This is a genomic window from Streptomyces sp. AF1A (assembly GCF_047340315.1).
GTDB lineage: Bacteria > Actinomycetota > Actinomycetes > Streptomycetales > Streptomycetaceae > Streptomyces.
The window spans coordinates 1-21,745 of record NZ_JBLEBI010000015.1 but is presented as its reverse complement, the minus strand read 5'-3'; the positions used below and the strand labels follow the sequence as shown (position 1 = coordinate 21,745).

Sequence of the window (21,745 nt, the reverse complement as noted above, 5' to 3'; positions counted from 1 at the left end):
AAACCTAGCCTGAGGACCGTGCGCCGGCCGCCTTGAGTGGAATAGACTCAACTTTGTGCACGTTGGTTAAGTCAGCAGTGGGATGTCGAGGAGGAGAACGGACACGTGGACGCCGAGCTGACCAACAGGAGCCGTGACGCGATCAACGCGGCGAGCAACCGCGCCCTGACCGAGGGGCACCCGGACCTCACGCCCGCTCACCTGCTGCTGGCTCTGCTCCAGGGGCAGGACAACGAGAACATCACCGACCTGCTCGCGGCCGTCGAGGCCGACCAGGCCGCCGTACGCTCGGGTGCGGAGAAGATCCTGGCCTCGCTGCCCAGCGTGACCGGGTCCACCGTCGCGCCCCCGCAGCCCAACCGGGAACTGCTGGCCGTGATCGCCGACGCCGGCGAGCGCGCGAAGGACCTCGGTGACGAGTACCTGTCCACCGAGCACCTGCTGATCGGCCTCGCCGCGAAGGGCGGCGCGGCGGGCGAGGTGCTCGTCCGGCAGGGCGCCGAGGCGAAGAAGCTGCTGGAGGCCTTCAAGAAGGCCAGGGGAGGACGCCGCGTGACCACTGCCGACCCCGAGGGCCAGTACAAGGCCCTGGAGAAGTTCGGCACCGACTTCACCGCCGCCGCGCGCGAGGGCCGACTCGACCCGGTCATCGGCCGGGACCAGGAGATCCGGCGGGTCGTGCAGGTGCTGAGTCGCCGCACCAAGAACAATCCCGTCCTCATCGGTGAGCCCGGTGTCGGCAAGACCGCCGTCGTGGAGGGGCTGGCCCAGCGGATCGTGAAGGGTGACGTGCCCGAGTCGCTGAAGGACAAGCGGCTCGTCGCGCTGGACCTCGGCGCGATGGTGGCGGGCGCCAAGTACCGCGGCGAGTTCGAGGAGCGGCTCAAGGCCGTCCTCGCCGAGATCAAGGACTCCGACGGGCAGATCATCACCTTCATCGACGAGCTGCACACCGTCGTCGGCGCCGGCGCGGGCGGCGACTCCGCCATGGACGCCGGCAACATGCTCAAGCCGATGCTGGCCCGGGGCGAGCTGCGCATGGTCGGCGCGACCACGCTGGACGAGTACCGGGAGCGGATCGAGAAGGACCCCGCCCTCGAGCGCCGGTTCCAGCAGGTGCTGGTCGCGGAGCCGACCGTCGAGGACACCATCGCCATCCTGCGTGGCCTGAAGGGCCGCTACGAGGCCCACCACAAGGTGCAGATCGCGGACAGCGCGCTGGTGGCCGCCGCCACCCTCTCCGACCGCTACATCACCTCCCGCTTCCTGCCCGACAAGGCCATCGACCTCGTCGACGAGGCCGCCTCCCGCCTGCGCATGGAGATCGACTCCTCCCCCGTGGAGATCGACGAACTGCAGCGCGCCGTCGACCGGTTGAAGATGGAGGAGCTGGCGATCGCCAAGGAGACCGACCCGGCCTCCGTCGCCCGCCTCGAGAAGCTGCGCCGCGACCTCGCCGACAAGGAGGAGGAGCTGCGGCACCTCACCGCCCGCTGGGAGAAGGAGAAGCAGTCCCTCAACCGGGTCGGCGAGTTGAAGGAGAAGCTGGACGACCTGCGCGGCCAGGCCGAACGCGCCCAGCGCGACGGCGACTTCGACACCGCCGCCAAGCTGCTCTACGGCGAGATCCCGCAGCTGGAGAAGGAACTGGAGGCCGCCTCCGAGGCCGAGGAGGAGGCCTCCCGGGACACCATGGTCAAGGAGGAGGTCGGCGCCGACGACATCGCCGACGTCGTCGCCGCCTGGACCGGCATCCCCGCCGGGCGCCTGATGGAGGGCGAGACGCAGAAGCTGCTGCGCATGGAGGACGAGCTGGGCAAGCGGCTCATCGGCCAGGGCGAGGCCGTCCGGGCCGTCAGCGACGCCGTACGGCGTTCCCGGGCCGGCATCGCCGACCCCGACCGCCCCACCGGGTCGTTCCTCTTCCTCGGCCCGACCGGCGTCGGCAAGACCGAACTCGCCAAGGCGCTCGCCGACTTCCTCTTCGACGACGAGCGGGCCATGGTCCGCATCGACATGTCGGAGTACGGCGAGAAGCACAGCGTGGCCCGGCTGGTCGGTGCGCCTCCCGGCTACGTCGGCTACGAGGAGGGCGGCCAGCTGACCGAGGCGGTGCGCCGCCGCCCGTACAGCGTGGTGCTGCTGGACGAGGTGGAGAAGGCCCACCCCGAGGTCTTCGACGTCCTGCTCCAGGTGCTGGACGACGGCCGTCTGACGGACGGTCAGGGCCGCACGGTCGACTTCCGCAACACCATCCTCGTGCTCACCTCCAACCTGGGCAGCCAGTTCCTGGTCGACCCGCTCACCAGCGAGGCGGAGAAGAAGGAGCAGGTCCTGGAGGCCGTCCGGGCCTCCTTCAAGCCCGAGTTCCTCAACCGGCTCGACGACCTGGTGGTCTTCTCGGCGCTGACCAAGGCCGAGCTGGAGCGGATCGCCCAGCTGCAGATCGAACGGCTCGGCAGGCGGCTGGCGGAGCGGCGCCTCACCCTGGACGTCACCCCCGAGGCGCTGGCCTGGCTCGCGGAGGAGGGCCTGGACCCCGCGTACGGCGCCCGCCCGCTGCGCCGCCTGGTGCAGACCGCCATCGGCGACCGGCTCGCCAAGGAGATCCTCGCCGGCGAGATCAAGGACGGCGACACGGTCCGCGTGGACCGCTTCGGCGAAGGGCTGCTGGTGGGACCGGCGACCGGCAAGACGCTGTAGGACCGCCCACGCGTTCGCTGCGGGCCCCTCCTTCCGTACACGGAAGGAGGGGCCCGTCGTGCGTGGGCAGCCGGATCAGACGCTGCTCATGGCCTCGTACAGCGACCAGAAGACCCAGACCGAGAACGCCAGACAGCCCCACCACAGGGCCCACAGCCCCCACCGGACCAGTTTGGGTATGCGCATGCCCGCATCATCGCCCCCCGGCGTCACACGGTGAAGGCGAAGAAGGTCACCCGCGCGGTCGTGGGCTCCTCGTACGTCACGTCGATCTCCACGGCGTCCGCGTCGACACCGGGCGGCACCGTGGCGGCGGAGTTCATGTGCAGGCACAGGTCGGCGCCGTCGTCGCACGACTCGGCCCCGGGCTCCGGCGCCACCGGGTAGGTCCTCTTCAGCCATCTCACGACATCCGCCCGGGGCATCCGGAACTCGACGTCGTACTCGGTGTCCAGCCACACCTGGACGGTGCACTCGGCCTCGTACGCCCCCTTCGGCAGCCGCGCCCCGCCGAAGTCCAGCGCCTCCGCGCACGGGACCTTCTCCGGGGCCCCGCCGAGCGGGTGGCCGGAGGTCATGAACCTGATCGCCATCGCGGCCACCCCGGCCAGGATCAGCGCGGGAAGCGCCATGATCGCCGCGAACACACCCCACCTGGTACCACCCCGCGCCGCCACGCCGACCCCCCGTCGTCCGCCGTTCACCGCCCGCCCGGACGGATCATGTCAGCTCCTGGCCGACAGGGCCCCGCCGGGGCTTGCCACGCCCCTCCCCTCCTGGGGGAGGATGGCGGAATCCGCATGAAGGGAAAAACACGGTGACCATCGACCCGTCCTCGATTCCGAACTTCGGGGGCCAGCCCGAACCCCAGCCCCAGGGACCCGTTGGCCCCGTCGTCCCGGATCAGGACCTCGTGAAGCAGCTCCTCGACCAGATGGAGCTGAAGTACGTCGTCGACGAGGAGGGCGACCTCGCGGCTCCGTGGGAGCAGTTCCGCACGTACTTCATGTTCCGCGGGGAGGCCGAGCAGGCGGTCTTCTCGGTGCGGACCTTCTACGACCGCCCCCACAAGATCGACGAGAAGCCCCAGCTTCTGGAGTCCGTCGACGACTGGAACCGCCGCACCCTGTGGCCCAAGGTCTACACGCACACCCACGACGACGGCACCGTCCGCCTCATCGGCGAGGCGCAGATGCTGATCGGCACCGGCGTCGACATCAACCACTTCGTCTCCTCCACGGTCAGCTGGGTGCGGGCCGCGATCGAGTTCGACCGGTGGCTCGTCGAGCAGCTCGGCCTGGAGCAGGAGGTCAACGACTCGGAGAACGAGGACGGCGAGGAGTAGACCGCGCCGTCCGCGGGATCGCCGCGGCTGTCTACAGCGGCGCGTGCGCGAGCACGACCAGGTACGCGCCGTAGAGGTAGGAGAGCCCGGCCAGGGCCGCGACCATCACGGTCGCGTGCCAGGGCCGGGCTCTCGCCGTCCGCACCAGCGCCCGGGCCGCCGGCAGCAGCAGCGGGAAGGCGGGCAGCAGGAACCGCGGCTTGGACTCGAAGACGCCCGACCCGCCGACCGCGACCAGCAGCAGCACCCCGCTGTACACCAGGAGCGGCAGCGGGGCGCGGTCCAGCGCCAGCAGGACGTACAGCAGCAACCCCACGGCCACCAGGAGCAGCGCCATGGGGAAGACCAGGCGGCTCCCGTGCAGCAGCATCGCGCGCACCGTGTGCAGCGAGCCCCGCCCGAAGTCGAACCGCGACCCCCAGCGCGCCTGCACGGCGAAGTACCCGCCCAGCAGATCGCCCCGGGACCGGCCGACCCACAGCAGATACCCCGTCCAGCCCAGGGGGGCGAGCGCCGCGCCCGTCCACAGCCTGTGGGAAACCCGGCCGCGCCGCCGCCACACCTCCCAGCAGGCCGCGGCCACCACCGCGGCGGCGACCGCGAACCCGTTCGGCCGGGCGAGGCCCGCGAACGCCGCCAGCGCGCCCGCCCACAGCCATCGCCCGGCCAGCACCGCGTACAGCGACCAGGCCCCGAACGCGGTCAGCACCGGCTCGGTGTACGCCATCGACAGCACCACCGAGTGCGGCAGCAGCCCCCACAGCAGCACCAGCGCGGTGCCCACGGCCCGCCCGTACACCCGGGACCCCACCGCGTGGATCCCGGCCGCCGCCACGGCCGCCGCCGTCCACGACACCAGCAGCCCCGCCCCGCCACCGCTGAGGTGCGCCACCGCGGTCACCGACCGCACCAGCGCCGGATAGAGCGGGAAGAACGCGAGGTCGCTGTAGCCGTACCGGCCCAGGGCGTGGCCGTAGCCGTGCGCGGCGATGCCCAGGTACCAGACCGAGTCCCAGGACCGGCCCAGCAGCGTCAGCGGATGCCTGCCCACGGCCTGGGCGAGCAGGGCGAGCACGACGGCCCCGGCGAGCCGCGCGCCGAGGAACAGGCCGACGGCGACACCGCTCGTCCTGACAAGCGACGTCCCGGCGCGCTCCCCGGGCGCCGGCTCGGGTGCGGTGACGGGCGGAGCGAGAACGGTGCTGGCGTGGGTCACACCTCCGCACCTTGCAAGGGGGAGGGCGCGAACGCGAGCAGGGCTGCGCCAAGTGGCGGGCCGCTTTCGCTCACATGGCCCGCAGCCGCTCCGCCGCCGCCCGCAGCACCTCCTCGCGCTTGCAGAACGCGAACCGCACGAGCGGCGCGCCCGCCTCCCGGTCGTCGTAGAAGACCGCGTTGGAAGGGGCCCGAGGAGACGTAGGTCAGGAACTGCTTCGCCGAGCGGACCGCGCCGACCAGCTCCGGCGGGGCGGTCACCCAGCCGACACTGTGTCCGCACACCTATTCGTGTGCGGCAACGGGGCAAGGTGCGAGAAGGGTGCTGTGCCCGATCCCCGAGTTCCGTCAGCTTTCGTAGTGGTAGCGGCACTGTGCGATCAGGACGGCGTCCTCGGTGGCCTTGTAGATCAGCCGGTGCTCGTCGTTGATGCGGCGCGACCAGTAGCCCTGGAATCCGTGCTTGAGCGGTTCCGGTTTGCCGATGCCCTCGTTGCCGTTCCGGGTGATGTCCGCGATGAGTGTGTTGATGCGCTTCAGGATCTTCCGGTCCTGAAGCTGCCACCACAGGTAGTCCTCCCAGGCGCGGGAGGAGAAGGTGATCTTCAACGCGCGGCCCTTACTCGTCGGTCGCCAGCTCGCGCACGGTGCCGCCGCCGTTCTCCAACTCGTCGATGGACGCGAGCAGGCGCCGGGCGTTGGCCGGACTGCGCAGCAGGTACGCCGTCTCCTTCAGGGACTCGTAGTCCTCGAGGGAGACGATGACGACCGGCTCATGGCCGGCCCGGGTGATGACGACCTCTTCGCGGTCGTCGGTGACGGAGTTGAGCACCTCGGCGTACCGCGCGCGCGACTCGGAATACGTCATGGTCTTCACAGTCGACCCTCCTTCCACGTACAGAAAATTGTACGTCCGTCTCTGTCGGTGCGGCAAGCGCCGAAAGGACGGCCCAGGCGCGAAAGCGCTGGGCGGGCGAAGCGTGGCAGGCGGCGGGGAACGCGTCGACCAGACCCGCGGGGCGCCGGTCAGCCCGCGAATGCCTTGCGGAGCCGTTCCGCCGCCTCTGTCAGCACCTCGGTTTGCTTGCAGAAGGCGAACCGTACGAAGGGCGCGCCGGCTTCGCGGTGGTCGTAGAAGACGGCGTTCGGGATGGCCACCACGCCCGCCCGTTCGGGCAGGGCGCGGCAGAAGGCGAAGCCGTCGGTCTCGCCGAGGGGGCGGATGTCGGTGGTGATGAAGTACGTGCCAGCCGTCCGGAACACCTCGAAACCGGCGTCCGCCAGCCCCGTCGCCAGGAGGTCCCGCTTGGCCAGCATGTCCGCGCGGAACGCCTCGAAGTAACTGTCCGGCAGCGCGAGCGCCTCGGCGACGGCGTACTGGAACGGTCCGGACGACACATACGTCAGGAACTGCTTGGCGGAACGGACGGCGGTCACGAGTTCCGTGGTTCCGGTAACCCAGCCGACCTTCCAGCCGGTGAAGGAGAACGTCTTGCCGGCCGAGCCGATGGTCACCGTGCGCTCGCGCATCCCGGGGAACGTGGCGAGCGGCAGATGCTCCGCGCCGTCGAACACCAGGTGCTCGTACACCTCGTCCGTCACCACCAGCAGGTCCCGCGCCACCGCCAGCTCGGCGATCGCGGCCAGCTCCGCGCGGGTGAGGACCGTGCCGGTGGGGTTGTGCGGGGTGTTGATCAGCAGCAGACGGGTGCGGTCGGTGACGGCCGCGCGCAGCTCGTCGAGGTCGAGGCGGAAGCTGCCCTCGTGCGGCCGCAGGGTCACGGGGACGCGGCGGCCGCCCGCCATGGCGATGCTCGCCGCGTAGGAGTCGTAGTACGGCTCCAGCGCCACCACCTCGTCGCCGGGCTCCAGCAGGGCCAGCAGCGAGGCGGCGATGGCCTCCGTGGCGCCCGCCGTGACCAGCACCTCGGTCTCGGGGTCGTACGACAGCCCGTAGCGGCGCAGCTGGTGCGCGGCGACCGCGGTGCGCAGCTCGGGGATGCCCGGGCCCGGCGGGTACTGGTTGCCGCGGCCGTCGCGCAGCGCCCGCACGGCCGCCTCCCTGATCTCCTCGGGGCCGTCGGTGTCGGGGAAGCCCTGGCCCAGGTTGATCGACCCGGTCGCGACGGCGAGGGCGGACATCTCGGCGAAGATCGTCGTCCCGAACTCGGCGAGCCGTCGATTCAGGTGGGGGCGCGCGGTGGAGGTCATGCGGGCCATCCTGCGCCCAAGCCCGGCGCTCGCTCAACTCACGTTCGGGGCAGCCACCCGCTTCGGCGCACAGGGCGCCGCCGGGCGGGCACGGCTCGGCACGGTCTTTCGTCAAGCTCAGCTCTCGCTCAAGCTTTTCGGCTTTCCTTGACGATCACCCCGGTACTCCATGATTGTTCTGTACATGCCGCTCCTGAGGGGAGCGGTCAAAAAGGGGGAATCATGAATTCCGCGCTGACCCGCGCCTGCACCGCCGCCGCACTGACCGCTTTTCTCGCCCTGGGGGCCGGCGGAGTGGGCACCGCTTATGCGGCAGACGCCCCGACGACGGTCAATGCCGACCAGGACGGCAATCCCATTCCGCAGGCGCCGGCGGACGCCGATGTCGACGGTCCGATGCACCCGGACGGCTGCCCGCCCGACCCGGGCTTCTCCTTCTCCAAGGTGAAGAGCACGTTCGTCGGCGACAAGAGCAAGACCGTCTACGGGGCCTCCGGTGTCACGCTCTCGGTCTCAGTGGCCAAGGGCCACACCTGGACCGGCACCGTGACCTATTCGGCGAAGCTGAGCGAGTCGATGCTCATCGCCTCCGCCGAGGAGAGCATCAGCGGCTCGATCTCCTACGCCAAGACCACCACCGTCACCCTCGGCGGCAGCTGGAAGGTTCCGGCGAGCCAGAGGGACGGCTGGCTCGCCCTCGGCTCGAAGGGATACTCCTTCAACTGGCAGTACGGCTCCTACAACGGTGGCTGCAAGTGGATCGTCTCGAACCACGGGACCGCCAAGCTCCCGGCACTCTCGCCCTACATCGCCCACTCGTGAGTCGAGGACGATCTGATGAAGCTGCCCCTGCTGGCCGTCGGCCTGTCGGCCCTGGTGCTCGTGTCGGCCTGTTCCGGGAGTGACCATCCCCGGGCCACCGCCGGCCACCGGGGGGCGTCGGCTCCGGCGAAGGCGTCAACGGAGCCCGGCGCCACTCCCTCTCCGGTGGGTACTCCCACGAGCCCCGACCGCCTTCCCGACCCGGTCCAGTCTCCGCTGCCCGTCGGGACGAAGACGCTGTACACCGGCTCGGGCCACGGTGCGGGCGGTGTCACGCTTCCCCTGTCCGCGGGGAAGGCCTCGTCCGTCACGGTGAGGTGGACCTGCGCCGGGCCCTCCAAGTTCGGCATCAGCGCCGCCGGAAGGCCCCTCGCCGGGTCCCAGTGCGGTGACGGGAGCGGTGTGTTCACCGCCGAGATACCGCGGGCCCGTCTCCACGAACTGAAGTGGAGGCTCTCCGCGGTGAACTCCGTGGTCTGGCGGATCGTCATCACCCAGCCCCCCGGCGCCTGAGGCCGGGCGGACCCTCTGAAGTTGCTCAACTCTGCTTCGCTGATGGGCGCCTGCGCCGGTACCCAACCCACCATTGCTCACCAGCGGAAGGGCGGTCCCCGGCTGTCGCCATCTGTCGTCGTCGGCCGCCCTCGTACGGCCCGCAGACGGCCCCAGGGATACCCCGGGGCCGCTAAAGGAACCCGGGGTCCCTCTCGGCCCCGGGTTCTCGCGTTCCCGCTCAGCAGGATTCGTCCGCTTTCCTCCTGAACTCCTTCAGGGACATGACCTTGTCGCCGGCCAGGACCTCCCCGGGCCCGAGCTTGTTGACGTCCGCCGGGCGGAACGTGGTCTCTCCGCGGTAGTCGACGCTGTTGCCGTGCCCCGAGGTGAACCTCAGCGTGTAGGACCTTCCGGCGGTCAGCCCGCCGGTCCCCTGCTGCCGAGCCCGCCAGTCCGCGGGCAGGGAGGACAGGTCGAGGTCCTGCTCCCCCTTCAGGGGCTTCGGCGGCGCGCCCAGCCAGTAGTCCAGCCCGGGGAGCGTGGCCTTGCCGGACGGCTCCCCACCCAGGCGGATGACCTTCACCGAGGTGACCGCCGACCCCGGGCACGGCCGCAGCCGGACCCGGACCTCGCCCCCCTGCGTCAAGTAGACGGCGATCAGGGGGTGGTCCGGCGGACTGCACCCGGCGGCCATCACCCCGGCCAGAGCAACCACGGCGTGTATCCGACGCCGGGGCCATGCCATCGTCTGTGCCACCGGGCCCCCATCTGCTGAAGTGTGGTGGGACCCTACCTGGCTGTGAGGGACTTGAGGTCCCGGGACACCTGACTGCATAGGCTTTTGTGGGCCCGCCCGTAGATCCTCTGCCCGGCCTGCGCCCGGACCTGCGCCGGGGACACCTACCACCTGATCCGGGCCGGGATCACCGGCGACGAACGCAAGGGCGTACCCGCCACCGTGCGGGAGCACCCCCGCGTCTTCGCCACCCTCACCGCCCCTTCGTTCGGCCCGCTCCGGGTGTACGCCCACCTGATGCCCGACAGCCGCGAGCGCGCCCTGCGCGCCATTGCCTCCGTGTTTCAGCGTCTCACTCAGGGAGATCACGGCCCACAGACGGCCCAGCGACACCCGGACGGCCCCTGAACTGCCCTTCTATGCAGGTCAGGGGTCATCGTCGTGCGAGAAGCCTCTGAAGTTGCTCAACTCTGCTTTGGCCTTTGGGATGCCCGGGCATCCCCGGGTCACCGCGGCAGACGCGGCAACGGACGAGGGGCCCACGGGGGGCCGCTTCGGGGGTACGGAAAGCAGGTGGCGAGATGGGCACCTTCTTCGGCGTGGCGGTGGTCGCGATCGTGTGTGTGCTGATCGTCGGGTCCGCGGTCGGCAGGAGCGGCAAGCGGAACGGCCGGCGGCCGTCCCGCACGCGGTCCGCGTCGTCTTCGTACGGCGGCGGGAGCAGCTGGTGGGCGGGCGGCTCGGACGGCTCGTCGGGCCACCACGGTGGGGGCCACCACGGTGGGGGCCACCACGGTGGGGGTCACTCCTGCGGCGGCGGCCACTCGTGCGGCGGACACTCCTGCGGCGGGGGTTCGTCGTGCGGCGGTGGAGGCGGCTGCGGGGGAGGTAGCTGACACGGGCAGCCGAGCCTCGGGTGCAACGGAGGCGCGGCTGCCCGCCGGGGCAGCGGGGCGTCCGCCGGGCGGCGGTGCCCGACGGGCGGCGGTGGCGCTCACGTGGCGGTGCAGCCCGCCGCCGGTCCCGCCGAGTGGCGGTGTCTGGTCGTCAAGGCCCTGCCGAGTGGCGGCGTCCCGTCGACAAGGTGCCCGCCGGGCCACGGTGTTGGCGGGGCCGGTCGGCGGCGGTGGGCGCCCGGTGAGGGCGTTCCGTGGGCGCTCGTCCGTGGCCGGTTCACGCGCCGGGCGCTCGCCGTGGTTGAACAGTTGAGCTGTGGAGCCCTCTGAGGGATGGAAACCCCACGAAGTTGGGTAAAAACGCTGTGGCGATGCCACTGTTCATGATTCCCTCTAAATCGCCAACGCAGCCCCTCGGACGTCCCACAGACTCCCCACCCCGGCCGGGCCGGCTGGGCTGACATGGCCGATCTCCCCCTCATTCGCGTGTTAGCGGAGCCGATCCATGCTCACGACCCTGAACACCACCTACACCGATACGCGCGCGGCCGACCTCGCCTGGGCCCTGGGGCGCGAGCCGCTGCCCGCCCTGGCCACCCTGGACCTCGAACTGGACCGCGCCAAGCTGCAGTTGCGCCTGCTCGGCGCCTCCCACCAGGTGCTCCTCGAGGAGGAGCGGGGCAACTGTTCGGAGACGGTCGCATGCATCCCCGGCTCCAGCACCCCCCTGCCGCTCGGCGTCGCCAAGCGGGTCGGCGACTGGGAGTACGAGTTCGCGGCGCGCGTCGAGGTGCTCACTCCCGGCACGTTCGCCGGCCGCGCCCAGGAGCTGCTGGCGCTCGTCTCCGAGCATCCGCACGGCCTCGCCGGAGTCTTCCCCGGCAGCCCGCACGCCTTCACCGCGATGCTGGCCCAGCGGCACGGGGGCCAGGTGCACTGGCGGACCTGGCACGCCTACCCGCAGGACGGCCAGTTGGTGGCCACCCGCACCCGGGTGGGCGCGCGGGCACGGGTGGCGCAGCCGGGCTGAGGCACCCGGTGCCATCGGCGAGCGGCATAAACCCGCCATGCGCCGATCCACCCCAGATCCACACGTGTGGGTGACGAAGCGTACTGAGCATGTGACGTAACGTCGCAGCGTGATCGAACCGCACGCCCCCGCGCCCCCGGGCGCCCCGCCCTCCTGGACAGGCCCCGCCCGGCTGCCCGTCCGGCCCGGCACCGGGCGGTTCCTGGTCCTCGTGTGCGTCTTCGTCTGCGCGGCCTGCGGCCTCGTGTACGAGCTCGAACTGGTCGCGTTCGCCTCGTACCTGATGGGCGACTCGGTCACCCAGGCGTCCGTCGTGCTGTCCGTGATGGTGTTCGCGATGGGCATCGGCTCCCTCGCCGCCAAGCGCCTGCGCTGGCACGCGGCCGCCGGCTTCGGCGCGGTCGAGACGGCGCTCGCGCTGATCGGCGGCTGCAGCGCGATGACCCTGTACGCCGTGTTCGCCTGGACGGGCGGCTGGGGCGGTCTGTGGGCCGACGGCCCCCGCTGCCTGCTGGTCGCCTTCTCGCTCGCCATCGGCCTGCTCATCGGCGCCGAGGTCCCGCTGCTGATGGAGCTGATCCAGCGCATCCGCCGGCAGGACGCGGGCGGCGCGGTGGCCGACCTGTTCGCCGCCGACTACGTGGGCGCGCTGGTCGGCGGCCTGGCCTTCCCCTTCCTGCTGCTGCCGTTCCTGGGCCAGTTGACCGGCGCCCTGCTCACCGGGACGGTCAACGTCGTCGCGGGCGGCGCCCTGGTGCTGGGCCTCTTCCGCCGCGACCTCACCCACCGGGCCCGCTGGATCCTGCTCCTGCTCGGCGTCGTCGTCCTCGGCGTCCTCGCCTCCGCCGCCGCCCTCACCGACGACTTCGAACGCGCCGCCCGGCGCGCGGTGTACGGCACGGACGTGCGCGTCGCCGTGCGGACCGGGGTCCAGGAGGTCGTCCTGTCCGGCGGCACCGACGGCAAACCCCTCGAACTCTTCCTCGACGGCCGCCTGCGCGTCGGCGGCCGCGACGAACGCCGCTACCACGCGGCCCTCGTCGACCCGGCCATGTCCGGGCCCCACGCGCGCGTGCTGATCCTCGGCGGCGGCGACGGTCTGGCCGCCCGCGAGGTGCTGCGCCACCGCGGGGTGCGCCGCGTCGACGTCGTGGAGCTCGACCCCGCCCTGATCCGCCTGGCCCGCCACGACCCCGGCCTGTCCGCGGCCAACGGCCACGCCTACGCCGACCCCCGCGTCCACCCCGTCGCGGCGGACGCCCTCGGCCGGCTGCGCGGCGCGCCCCCGGCGTCGTACGACGTCGTGATCGCCGACCTCCCCGACCCGGGGATCACCGCCAGCACCAAGCTGTACTCCCAGGAGTTCTACGGCCTGGCCCGCCGCGTGCTGGCCCCCGGCGGCCGGCTCGTGGTGCACGCCGGGCCCGTCGCCACCCGCTGCCACGCCTTCTGGACGGTCGCCGCGACCCTGCGCGCGGCCGGCTTCGCCACCACCCCCTACCGCGTCCTCAGCCACGACTCCGGCTTCCCGGCGGGCGCCGACCGCTTCGCCGACGCCTCCCGGGCACCGCACGACTGGGGCTTCCTGCTGGCCGCACCCGGCCCCTCAGCGCCCCCCTTGCGCCCCGGCTCCCCGGGCGGGTGGACCCCGACTCCGGCCGAACTGGCGGCGGACCGGAGCGCGGCCGAGCGGACCCGGATCACCGGGCTGCCGGCCTCCACGCTGGTGCACCCGCGGTACTGAGACACACACCGGCAGGCGCACGGTCACGCGAGGGTACGATCCGGCCACTCCTGGGTAGGCTCAGCCGACATGGAGCACCAGGTCTTCGTTCCGGTTCCGGCCGCTCGTCTCGCCACGGCACTCGCCGATCCCGCGCGAGTCGCCCGGGCCGTCCCCGGGCTCCAGCAGGACGCCGGGGCGGAACCCGTCGCCGGCCGGCTGAAGCTGCGCGTCGGCGGACACTCCGTCACCTACCGGGGCGCGCTGCGGGTGACCGCCCGCGAGGACGGCACGTACGCCGTCGAGGGCGACGCCGGCGAGGCCCGTGGCACCGGTGCCGTGAAGTTCGCGCTCACCCTGCGCCTTGCCGACAGCGAAGGCGGCTGCACGGTCACCGCCGAGGGCACGGCGGAGGCGGACGGCCGGATCACGGAACTGCCGGCGGAGGCGGTGAACGCGGCCGTGACGAGGCTGCTGAGCCGCTGCATGGAGAACCTGGCGGCGGCGCCGGAGGAACACGAGCGGGCAGAGGCAGAGGAAGCGGAACCGGAGCAAGGGCCGGCGCAGGAGCCCGAGGCCGAGCGCGCCTCCGTGTTCGACACCGAGGTCCCCCCGCCCTCCCTGGACCCGGAGGCCGACCGCCTCGCCGAGGACTTCGCGGACACCGGCGAACCCCCGGCGGAGGCCGCGCACGCGCGCCGCACGATGATCGGCCGCAGCGCCGAGGAGGTCGACCACGCCCCGCCGCGGGGACGCTATGCCCCCGTCCCGCCACCCCAGGCGGTCTCGGCGACATCGGCCCTGCGCTGGGCCGCACCGGCCGCGGCACTCGCCCTCGCCTCCGCGATCGTCGTCGGCAGGGCGCTGCGCAGACGCCGCTGAGAGGGGGCCGAGGCGTTCCGGCCGGCCGCGCGACGGCCCCACCGCTCCGCGGCCGTCCGCCCCCCTCGCCCGCTCCCCAGTAGTGTCTTCCCGTGAGTAACGAAGACATCACGCTGACCGCAGGCACCGCAGAAGCACACGTCAGCCCCGCCAACGGCGGCCGCATCAGCAGCCTCAGGATCGACTCCCTGGAACTGCTCAGGCAGGGGCAGCGCTACGGCTGCTTCCCCATGGTGCCCTGGTGCGGACGGATCCGCGACGGCCGCTTCCTGGACGGCGGCATCGTGCGCCAGATGCCCCTCAACTCCCCGCCCCACGCCATCCACGGCACCGCCCGCGACGGCGCCTGGCGCACCGCGCGCACCGCGGATCACGAGGCGGTGATCACGTACGACCTGGTCGAACCCTGGCCGCACCGCGGCCGCGTCACCCACGTCGTCACGCTCACCGAGGACAGCCTGACGCTGACGATGTCCGTGGAGGCGTACGACGACTCCTTCCCGGCACAGCTCGGCTGGCACCCCTGGTTCCACCGCAACCTCGGCGGCGAGGACGTCCGGCTCGACTTCAAGCCCGCCTGGCAGGAGGAGCGCGGAGCCGACCACCTGCCCACCGGCAACCGCATCGACCCCGGGCCCGGCCCCTGGGACGACTGCTTCGGCATGCCCGGCGGCACCGACGTCACCCTCACCTGGCCGGGACAGCTGGAGCTGAAGGTGACCAGCCGTGAGGAGTGGGTGGTCGTCTACGACGAACAGGCCGAGGCCGTGTGCGTCGAGCCGCAGACCGGCCCGCCCGACGGTCTGAACACCCACCCGCGCCTGGTCACCCCGCTGGAGCCGCTGGAGGCGACGACGACCTGGAGCTGGCGGCGCATCTAAGCTGGTCGGCATGACGGACGTACGCGGCGCGCTGCTGCAGCAGATCAAGGACAAGGCCGTGGTGCACGGCAAGGTGACCCTCTCCTCGGGTCTGGAGGCCGACTACTACATCGACCTGCGCCGCATCACCCTCGACGGCGAGGCCGCCCCGCTGGTCGGCCAGGTGCTCCTGGATCTGACCGCGGACCTCGAGTTCGACGCGGTGGGCGGGCTCACCATGGGCGCCGACCCCGTCGCGGCCGCCATGCTGCACGCCGCCGCCGCGCGCGGGAAGCGGCTGGACGCCTTCGTCGTCCGCAAGGCGGCCAAGGCGCACGGGCTGCAACGGCGCGTGGAAGGACCGGAGATCGCGGGCCGCCGGGTCCTCGTCGTCGAGGACACCTCCACCACCGGCGGATCTCCGCTGACCGCCGTCGAGGCCGTGCGCGAGGCCGGTGCCGAGGTCGTCGCCGTCGCGACCATCGTCGACCGGGCGACCGGCGCCGCCGAGAAGATCGAGGCCGGTGCGGGCGTTCCGTACCGGTATGCCTTCTCGAAGGATGAACTGGGTCTGGACTGACACGCGCAAGAGCCCTGGACTTGAGGGCGCCGACCAGCACCCCGTGTCTGGAAAGATGGGGGCGACGACGACGTCACCCCCCAGGTCTAGGTCAGGGCCGTTACGCACAACGTCAACCCGCAACACAAGGAGCGGACAGATGCCCATCGCAACCCCCGAGGTCTACAACGAGATGCTCGACCGGGCGAAGGCAGGCAAGTTCGCCTACCCGGCCATCAACGTGACCTCGAGCCAGACCCTGAACGCGGCGCTGCGCGGCTTCGCGGAGGCGGAGAGCGACGGCATCGTCCAGATCTCGACGGGTGGCGCCGAGTTCCTCGGCGGTCAGTTCAGCAAGGACATGGTCACCGGCGCGGTCGCCCTCGCCGAGTACGCCCACGTCCTCGCCGAGAAGTACCCGGTCAACATCGCGCTGCACACCGACCACTGCCCGAAGGACAAGCTCGACGGGTACGTCCGCCCGCTCCTCGCGATCTCCGAGGAGCGCGTGAAGGCCGGCCGCAACCCGCTCTTCCAGTCCCACATGTGGGACGGCTCCGCCGAGACCCTCGCCGACAACCTCGCCATCGCGCAGGAGCTGCTGGAGCGCACCCACGCCGCGAAGATCATCCTCGAGGTGGAGATCACCCCGACGGGCGGCGAGGAGGACGGCGTCTCCCACGAGATCAACGACAAGCTGTACACGACGGTCGACGACGCGATCCGCACCGCCGAGGCCCTGGGCCTGGGCGAGAAGGGCCGCTACCTGCTGGCCGCCTCCTTCGGCAACGTGCACGGCGTGTACAAGCCGGGCAACGTCGTGCTCCGGCCCGAGCTGCTGAAGGAGCTGAGCGAGGGCGTCGCCGCCCGGTTCGGCAAGGAGTCCCCGTTCGACTTCGTCTTCCACGGCGGCTCCGGCTCCAGCGAGCAGGAGATCCTCACCGCGCTGGAGAACGGCGTGGTGAAGATGAACATCGACACGGACACCCAGTACGCCTTCACCCGCCCGGTCGCCGACCACATGTTCAAGAACTACGACGGCGTCCTGAAGGTCGACGGCGAGGTCGGCAACAAGAAGACCTACGACCCGCGCACCTGGGGCAAGCTGGCCGAGGCGTCGATGGCCCGCCGCGTCGTGGAGGCCACCCAGCACCTGCGCTCCGCGGGCAACCGGATCAAGTAAGCGGTACGTCCCGCGGGCCCGGCGGGACGTCAGCGGTACGTGCCGGCGGGCCCGGCGGCTGTTCACGCCGCCGGGCCCGCCGTCTCGCTGTATACCTGGGTACGTGCCCGACGTCCGGCTGGCCTCGTCCCGCGGCAAGTGGATCCTGCTCACCACGATCCTCGGCTCCAGCATGGCCATGCTGGACTCGACGGTCGTCAATGTGGCGCTGCCCCGCATCGGCCACGACCTCGACGCGAGCCTCGCCGCGCTGCAGTGGACGGTCAACGCGTACATGGTCACGCTGGCCGGCCTGATCCTCCTCGGCGGGTCCCTCGGCGACTACCACGGCCGCCGGAAGATCTTCGTCCTCGGCGTGGTCTGGTTCGCCACCGCCTCACTGCTGTGCGGCCTGTCCCCGAGCCCCGGCCTGCTCATCGCCGCGCGGGCGCTGCAGGGCGTCGGCGGCGCGCTGCTCACCCCCGGCTCCCTTGCCCTGATCCAGGCCTCCTTCCATCCGGACGACCGCAGCCGGGCCGTCGGGCTGTGGTCCGGGTTCGGCGGGATCGGCGCGGCGGTCGGCCCGTTCCTCGGCGGCTGGCTGGTCTCCGGCCCCGGCTGGCGCTGGGTGTTCCTGCTGAACGTGCCGCTGGCCCTGCTGTGCGTGCCGGTGGCCCTGCGGCACGTTCCCGAGTCCGCCGACGACCGCGCCCACGGCCGTTTCGACGTGCTCGGCGCGGCACTGGGGGCCCTCGCCCTGGCCCTGCTGACGTACGCGCTCATCGAGGCCCGCGGCGCCACCCTGCCGGTCGCCCTGACCGGGGTGGCCGGTCTGGCCGCGACCGCGGCCTTCGTGCACGTCGAACGGCACCGCCCGGACCCGATGCTCCCGCCGGACATCTTCGCCTCCCGCCAGTTCACGGCGGTCAACCTGGTCACCCTGTGCGTGTACGCGGCCTTCGGCGGCTTCTTCTTCCTCACGGCGCTGCAGCTCCAGGTGGTGGTGGGCTACTCACCCCTGACGGCCGGTACGGCCCTGCTGCCGACGACGGCCCTGATGCTGCTGTTCTCCTCCCGCTCGGGCGCCCTGGCCGACCGCACGGGCCCCCGGCTGCCGCTCACCGTCGGCCCGCTGCTGTGCGCGACGGCGATGCTGTTGATGCTCCGCGTGGGCCCGGGCGCCGACTACGCCACGGACGTCCTGCCCGCCCTGCTGGTGATGGGCATCGGCATGGTCACCCTCGTCGCCCCCCTGACCGCCACGGTCCTGGCCTCCGTGGACACCGCCCGGGCGGGCCTGGCCAGCGGCATCAACAACGCGGCGGCCCGCGCGGCAGGCCTGGTCGCGGTGGCCGCGCTGCCCCTCCTCACGGGTATGGGCCCGGACGCGTACCGCTCGCCCGCGGCCTTCGACGCCGCCTTCGGACGAGCCATGCCCCTCTGCGCGGGCACGCTTGTCGTGGGCTCCGCCCTGGCCTTCACCCTGGTCCGCCGCCCACCCCCGGACTGCCGCCACCCCGAGTGCAGAATCCACGGCAACGTGACGGCTCCGCCGCTGGAGAGGGGGCGGGGGTGAGGAGGGTCTCTTCGAGGGCCTCTGCCCGCGGACGCCTGAAGCGAGACCCGCGCCGGGCCGGCATCAGCGCCGGGCGCTTGAGCGGATGCCGGTGAGCGTCCGGACGCCGGCACCGGTGCCGGGCGTCCGTGGAGGCGCTGGTGAGCGTCCGAAGGCCCAGTACCAGCACAGCGCGCCCCTACGGCACAGGGCACCGCACCACCACCGGGGATCCTGCGGAGCCAGGTGCGGGAAACTGAACGCATGACCATTCACGAAAACCTCCTCGGCGGCCCGCCCCCCACGCACCTCCCCGACGACCCGGAGCCCCGCGAGCTGCTTGCGGCCGGCACCGCGCCCGCGGACGTCGCCGCCAAGCACCCCACCTCCTCGCTCGCCTGGGCCCAGCTGGCGGACGACGCGTTCGAGCGCGGCGCGGTCGTGGAGTCGTACGCCTATGCCCGTACGGGCTACCACCGCGGTCTGGACGCCCTGCGCCGCAGCGGCTGGAAGGGACACGGCCCGGTCCCCTGGGAGCACGAGCCGAACCGCGGCTTCCTGCGCGCCCTGCACGCCCTGGCCCGCGCCGCCCAGGCGATCGGCGAGCAGGACGAGTACGCGCGCTGCACCCAGTTCCTGAAGGACTCCTCGCCCACGGCGGCCCAGACCCTCGGCTGACGCACCCGCAGTCACCGGTGTGGCCCGTCTGGCGGCAGGCGGGCCTTGCCGTGACGGGGGTGATTGCGGAGGATGCGGGTGGGGACCGGGGCCCCCGTGCCGGCATCGGCAGGGGCGGACCGCTACCCGGAGTAACAACAGGAGACAGCGATGTCCCAACAGGCTCACCCCCACGAGGCCGCTGAGCCCGAGATCCCGCCGATCGACCCGAACCTCGACTTCGCGGGCACGACCCCGTACGAGGACTACGTCAAGGCGGACGTGCTGACCCACCTCCAGCAGACCCTCTCCGACGACCCGGGAGAGATGGTCTTCCTCGTGACCACGCAGGTCATGGAGCTGTGGTTCACGGTCATCGTCCACGAGTGGGAGACGGCGTCCCACGCCCTGCGCTCGGACGACGTCCCGACGGCGATCGCCGCCCTGAAGCGTTCCGTACGCGAACTCGAGGCCCTGAACGCCTCCTGGACGCCGCTCGGCCAGCTCACCCCCGCCCAGTTCAACTCCTACCGCAGCGCCCTCGGAGAGGGCTCCGGCTTCCAGTCCGCGATGTACCGCCGCCTGGAGTTCCTGCTCGGCGAGAAGTCCGCGTCCATGCTCGTACCGCACCGCGGCGCCCCGCGCGCGCACGCGGAACTGGAGAAGGCGCTGCACGAGCCCAGCCTCTACGACGAGGTGCTGCGCCTGCTGGCCCGCCGCGGCCACGCGATCCCCGACTCCGTCCTGCACCGCGACGTCTCCCAGCGCTACGAGCCCTCGGACGCGGTCGAACGGGCCTGGGCGGCGATCTACTCCGGCGACGAGAACGCCGAACTCGCCCGGCTCGGCGAGGCGTTGACGGACGTCGCCGAACTGGTGTGGCGCTGGCGCAACGACCACCTCGTCGCCACCCGCCGCGCGATGGGCGCCAAGCCCGGCACCGGCGGCTCCGCCGGCGTGGCCTGGCTGGAGAAGCGCGCCCGCAAGAACGTGTTCCCCGAGCTGTGGACGGCGAGGTCCCATGTCTGAGCCGGCACTGCGGGCGGAGAAGCTGGACGCCGCGGACGACCTGGCCCCGCTGCGGTCCCGTTTCGTCCTCGACGGCGTCGTCTACCTCGACGGCAACTCCCTCGGCGCCCTCCCCGCGAACGTCCCGGACCGCGTGGCGGACGTCGTCCGCCGCCAGTGGGGCGAACTGCGCATCCGCTCCTGGGAGGAGAGCGGCTGGTGGACGGCGCCGGAGCGGATCGGCGACCGGATCGCCCCGCTGGTCGGCGCGGCGCCGGGCCAGATCGTGGTCGGCGACTCGACAAGTGTCAACGTCTTCAAGGCACTCGTCGCGGCGGCCCGCATGGCGGGCGAGGACAGGACCGACATCCTGGTCGACGCCACGACCTTCCCCACCGACGGCTACATCGCCGAGTCGGCGGCCCGCATGACCGGCCGCACGCTGCGCGTCGTGACGCCGCAGGAGGTGCCCGCGGCCCTTGGCCCGCGTACGGCGGCGGTCCTGCTCAACCACGTCGACTACCGCACCGGCCGCCTGCACGACCTGCCGTCCCTGACGGCCGCGATCCACGCCTCCGGCGCCCTCGCGGTCTGGGACCTGTGCCACAGCGCGGGCGCCCTGCCGGTGGGCCTGGACGAACACGGCGTCGACCTGGCGGTCGGCTGCACCTACAAGTACCTGAACGGCGGCCCGGGTGCGCCCGCGTACCTCTACGTCCGCCGCGACCTGCAGCCCCGTTTCGACTCGCCGCTGCCCGGCTGGAACTCCCACGCCGACCCCTTCGGCATGAGCCCGTCGTACACCCCGGCCCCCGGCGCGCTGCGAGGCCGCGTCGGAACCCCGGACATCCTGTCCATGCTGGCGCTCGAGGCCGCCCTGGAGGTCTGGGACGACGTCGACATCACCGCCGTCCGCGCCAAGTCCCTCGCCCTGACGGACTTCTTCCTCCAGTGCGTGACCGCGTACACCGAGCCGGGCCGCGTGGAGTCCCTGACGCCCGTGCCCCACGAGGAGCGCGGCAGCCAGGTCGCCCTGCGCTGCGAGGACGCCGGCGAGGTGATGAAACGCCTGATCGCGGGCGGCGTCGTGGGCGACTTCCGCCACCCCGACGTGCTCCGCTTCGGCTTCACCCCCCTGTACGTCTCCTACGCCGAAACGGAACGCGCGGCCCGCCTCCTGGCCAACGTCCTGACCTGACCCCCCGACCCGCTGACCCCTGACCCCGGCCGCGGCTCTCTGGGCAGCGGCCGGGCACGACCCGCACACCTGCGGCCGGCCGGGCGTCCGTACCGGCACGGGTGCGGGGCTCGTTCCTGCGCGGATGCGGGCGCCGTGCCGGGCGATCAGCCCAGTACCGGCAAGCGCGGCCCACTTGCGGCGCGGTGCGGTGAGGGCGCACGGCATGCGCTGCCCGCGCGTGGCGCGGTGTGGTGAGGCCGGGGGAGGAGCGGAGCCCGCGGGTGGCTTGGTGGGTGAGGCCGTGGGAGGAGCGGAGCCCGCGGGTGGCTTGGTGGGTGAGGCCGGGGGAGGAGCGGAGCCCGCGGGTGGCTTGGTGGGTGAGGCCGTGGGAGGAGCGGAGCCCGCCCGCGGCTCAGTGCAGCGACGCCGCACGACAAGCGAAGCCCGCCCGCGGCTCGTGACGGTCGGTCCGGCACCGGCAACCACCCCAGCCCCGCCCACCACCAGCGCACGGCCTCCGCTACCAGCCTGATACCGTCCCCGCCAACGGCCGACAGGCAGTCCCCACCTGGTCCGCCACACACACAAACACGTTCCATCGCTGAGAGGTTGGAGCATGCCGGACGACGCCGCCGCAGCCCGCGCCGCCGCCGAAGAGGAGTCGGCCTTCTCGCACCCCCCGGTCGCCCCGGACGCCACCGCCTCC

20 protein-coding genes and 2 pseudogenes are annotated in these 21,745 nt (G+C 72.2%); 15 read left to right on the top strand and 7 right to left on the bottom strand.

Annotated features, from left to right (window positions below; all coding sequences use genetic code 11):
* Positions 1-105: 105 nt before the first annotated feature.
* Positions 106-2,703: an ATP-dependent chaperone ClpB gene (gene clpB / locus ACLU3S_RS07520; protein ID WP_413950963.1), complete on the top strand. Its 2,598-nt coding sequence runs from the start codon at positions 106-108 to the stop codon at positions 2,701-2,703.
* Between the two features lie 209 nt (positions 2,704-2,912).
* On the opposite strand, the gene ACLU3S_RS07515 is transcribed toward clpB, so the two are convergent.
* On the bottom strand, positions 2,913-3,350 hold the full coding sequence (locus tag ACLU3S_RS07515; RefSeq protein WP_413950962.1) for a hypothetical protein: 438 nt from the start codon (positions 3,348-3,350) through the stop codon (positions 2,913-2,915).
* A gap of 170 nt (positions 3,351-3,520) precedes the next feature.
* On the opposite strand from ACLU3S_RS07515, the gene ACLU3S_RS07510 reads away from it, so the two are divergent.
* Positions 3,521-4,048: a YbjN domain-containing protein gene (locus tag ACLU3S_RS07510; RefSeq protein ID WP_413950961.1), complete on the top strand. Its 528-nt coding sequence runs from the start codon at positions 3,521-3,523 to the stop codon at positions 4,046-4,048.
* Between the two features lie 31 nt (positions 4,049-4,079).
* Here the strand turns inward: ACLU3S_RS07510 and ACLU3S_RS07505 are convergent, their stop codons facing one another.
* The 5 genes and pseudogenes from ACLU3S_RS07505 to ACLU3S_RS07485 form a co-directional block, all read right to left on the bottom strand.
* The gene (locus tag ACLU3S_RS07505; RefSeq protein WP_413950960.1) at positions 4,080-5,264 is read right to left on the bottom strand and encodes a hypothetical protein; all 1,185 of its coding nucleotides are present in this window, start codon (positions 5,262-5,264) and stop codon (positions 4,080-4,082) included.
* A 70-nt stretch (positions 5,265-5,334) separates the two neighbouring features.
* Positions 5,335-5,542 (bottom strand): annotated as a pseudogene (locus ACLU3S_RS07500) (hypothetical protein); the annotation flags it as partial.
* A 69-nt stretch (positions 5,543-5,611) separates the two neighbouring features.
* A complete protein-coding gene (locus ACLU3S_RS07495; RefSeq protein ID WP_413950959.1) occupies positions 5,612-5,872 on the bottom strand; it encodes a Txe/YoeB family addiction module toxin in 261 nt (86 codons plus the stop codon).
* 10 nt (positions 5,873-5,882) lie between these two features.
* Positions 5,883-6,140 (bottom strand): type II toxin-antitoxin system Phd/YefM family antitoxin, encoded by a 258-nt coding sequence (locus ACLU3S_RS07490; protein WP_037676836.1) that lies wholly within the window; start codon positions 6,138-6,140, stop codon positions 5,883-5,885.
* 149 nt (positions 6,141-6,289) lie between these two features.
* The gene (locus tag ACLU3S_RS07485; protein WP_413950958.1) at positions 6,290-7,483 is read right to left on the bottom strand and encodes a pyridoxal phosphate-dependent aminotransferase; all 1,194 of its coding nucleotides are present in this window, start codon (positions 7,481-7,483) and stop codon (positions 6,290-6,292) included.
* A 213-nt stretch (positions 7,484-7,696) separates the two neighbouring features.
* On the opposite strand from ACLU3S_RS07485, the gene ACLU3S_RS07480 reads away from it, so the two are divergent.
* Both ACLU3S_RS07480 and ACLU3S_RS07475 read left to right on the top strand, forming a co-directional pair.
* A complete protein-coding gene (locus ACLU3S_RS07480) occupies positions 7,697-8,296 on the top strand; it encodes a hypothetical protein (protein ID WP_413950957.1) in 600 nt (199 codons plus the stop codon).
* A 15-nt stretch (positions 8,297-8,311) separates the two neighbouring features.
* Positions 8,312-8,809, top strand: a complete 498-nt coding sequence (locus tag ACLU3S_RS07475; RefSeq protein ID WP_413950956.1) for a hypothetical protein — start codon at positions 8,312-8,314, stop codon at positions 8,807-8,809.
* 220 nt (positions 8,810-9,029) lie between these two features.
* Here the strand turns inward: ACLU3S_RS07475 and ACLU3S_RS07470 are convergent, their stop codons facing one another.
* The gene (locus ACLU3S_RS07470; RefSeq protein WP_413950955.1) at positions 9,030-9,506 is read right to left on the bottom strand and encodes a hypothetical protein; all 477 of its coding nucleotides are present in this window, start codon (positions 9,504-9,506) and stop codon (positions 9,030-9,032) included.
* Between the two features lie 150 nt (positions 9,507-9,656).
* Between ACLU3S_RS07470 and ACLU3S_RS07465 the strand changes: the two are divergent.
* The 11 genes and pseudogenes from ACLU3S_RS07465 to kynU form a co-directional block, all read left to right on the top strand.
* A pseudogene (locus tag ACLU3S_RS07465) lies at positions 9,657-9,839 on the top strand (replication initiator); the annotation flags it as partial.
* Positions 9,840-10,928: 1,089 nt separating this feature from the next.
* Positions 10,929-11,453, top strand: a complete 525-nt coding sequence (locus ACLU3S_RS07460) for a DUF2617 family protein (protein ID WP_413950954.1) — start codon at positions 10,929-10,931, stop codon at positions 11,451-11,453.
* Between the two features lie 109 nt (positions 11,454-11,562).
* Positions 11,563-13,197 (top strand): polyamine aminopropyltransferase, encoded by a 1,635-nt coding sequence (locus ACLU3S_RS07455; protein WP_413950953.1) that lies wholly within the window; start codon positions 11,563-11,565, stop codon positions 13,195-13,197.
* A gap of 69 nt (positions 13,198-13,266) precedes the next feature.
* Entirely contained in the window at positions 13,267-14,058 is a 792-nt protein-coding gene (locus ACLU3S_RS07450; RefSeq protein ID WP_413950952.1) for an SRPBCC family protein, read from the top strand.
* A 92-nt stretch (positions 14,059-14,150) separates the two neighbouring features.
* Complete coding sequence (locus tag ACLU3S_RS07445; RefSeq protein WP_413950951.1) at positions 14,151-14,939, top strand: aldose 1-epimerase; 789 nt, start codon at positions 14,151-14,153, stop codon at positions 14,937-14,939.
* Positions 14,940-14,949: 10 nt separating this feature from the next.
* Complete coding sequence (gene pyrE / locus ACLU3S_RS07440) at positions 14,950-15,498, top strand: orotate phosphoribosyltransferase (protein WP_413950950.1); 549 nt, start codon at positions 14,950-14,952, stop codon at positions 15,496-15,498.
* Positions 15,499-15,637: 139 nt separating this feature from the next.
* Complete coding sequence (gene fbaA / locus ACLU3S_RS07435; RefSeq protein WP_413950949.1) at positions 15,638-16,660, top strand: class II fructose-bisphosphate aldolase; 1,023 nt, start codon at positions 15,638-15,640, stop codon at positions 16,658-16,660.
* A 103-nt stretch (positions 16,661-16,763) separates the two neighbouring features.
* Entirely contained in the window at positions 16,764-18,215 is a 1,452-nt protein-coding gene (locus tag ACLU3S_RS07430) for an MFS transporter (RefSeq protein WP_413950948.1), read from the top strand.
* Positions 18,216-18,458: 243 nt separating this feature from the next.
* Positions 18,459-18,872, top strand: coding sequence for a DUF3151 domain-containing protein (locus ACLU3S_RS07425; RefSeq protein WP_413950947.1), 414 nt, complete (start codon positions 18,459-18,461; stop codon positions 18,870-18,872).
* Between the two features lie 150 nt (positions 18,873-19,022).
* Positions 19,023-19,880, top strand: a complete 858-nt coding sequence (locus tag ACLU3S_RS07420; RefSeq protein ID WP_413950946.1) for a tryptophan 2,3-dioxygenase family protein — start codon at positions 19,023-19,025, stop codon at positions 19,878-19,880.
* Entirely contained in the window at positions 19,873-21,057 is a 1,185-nt protein-coding gene (gene kynU / locus ACLU3S_RS07415) for a kynureninase (protein WP_413950945.1), read from the top strand. The genes ACLU3S_RS07420 and kynU overlap by 8 nt, the downstream gene beginning before the upstream one ends.
* Positions 21,058-21,745 lie beyond the last annotated feature (688 nt).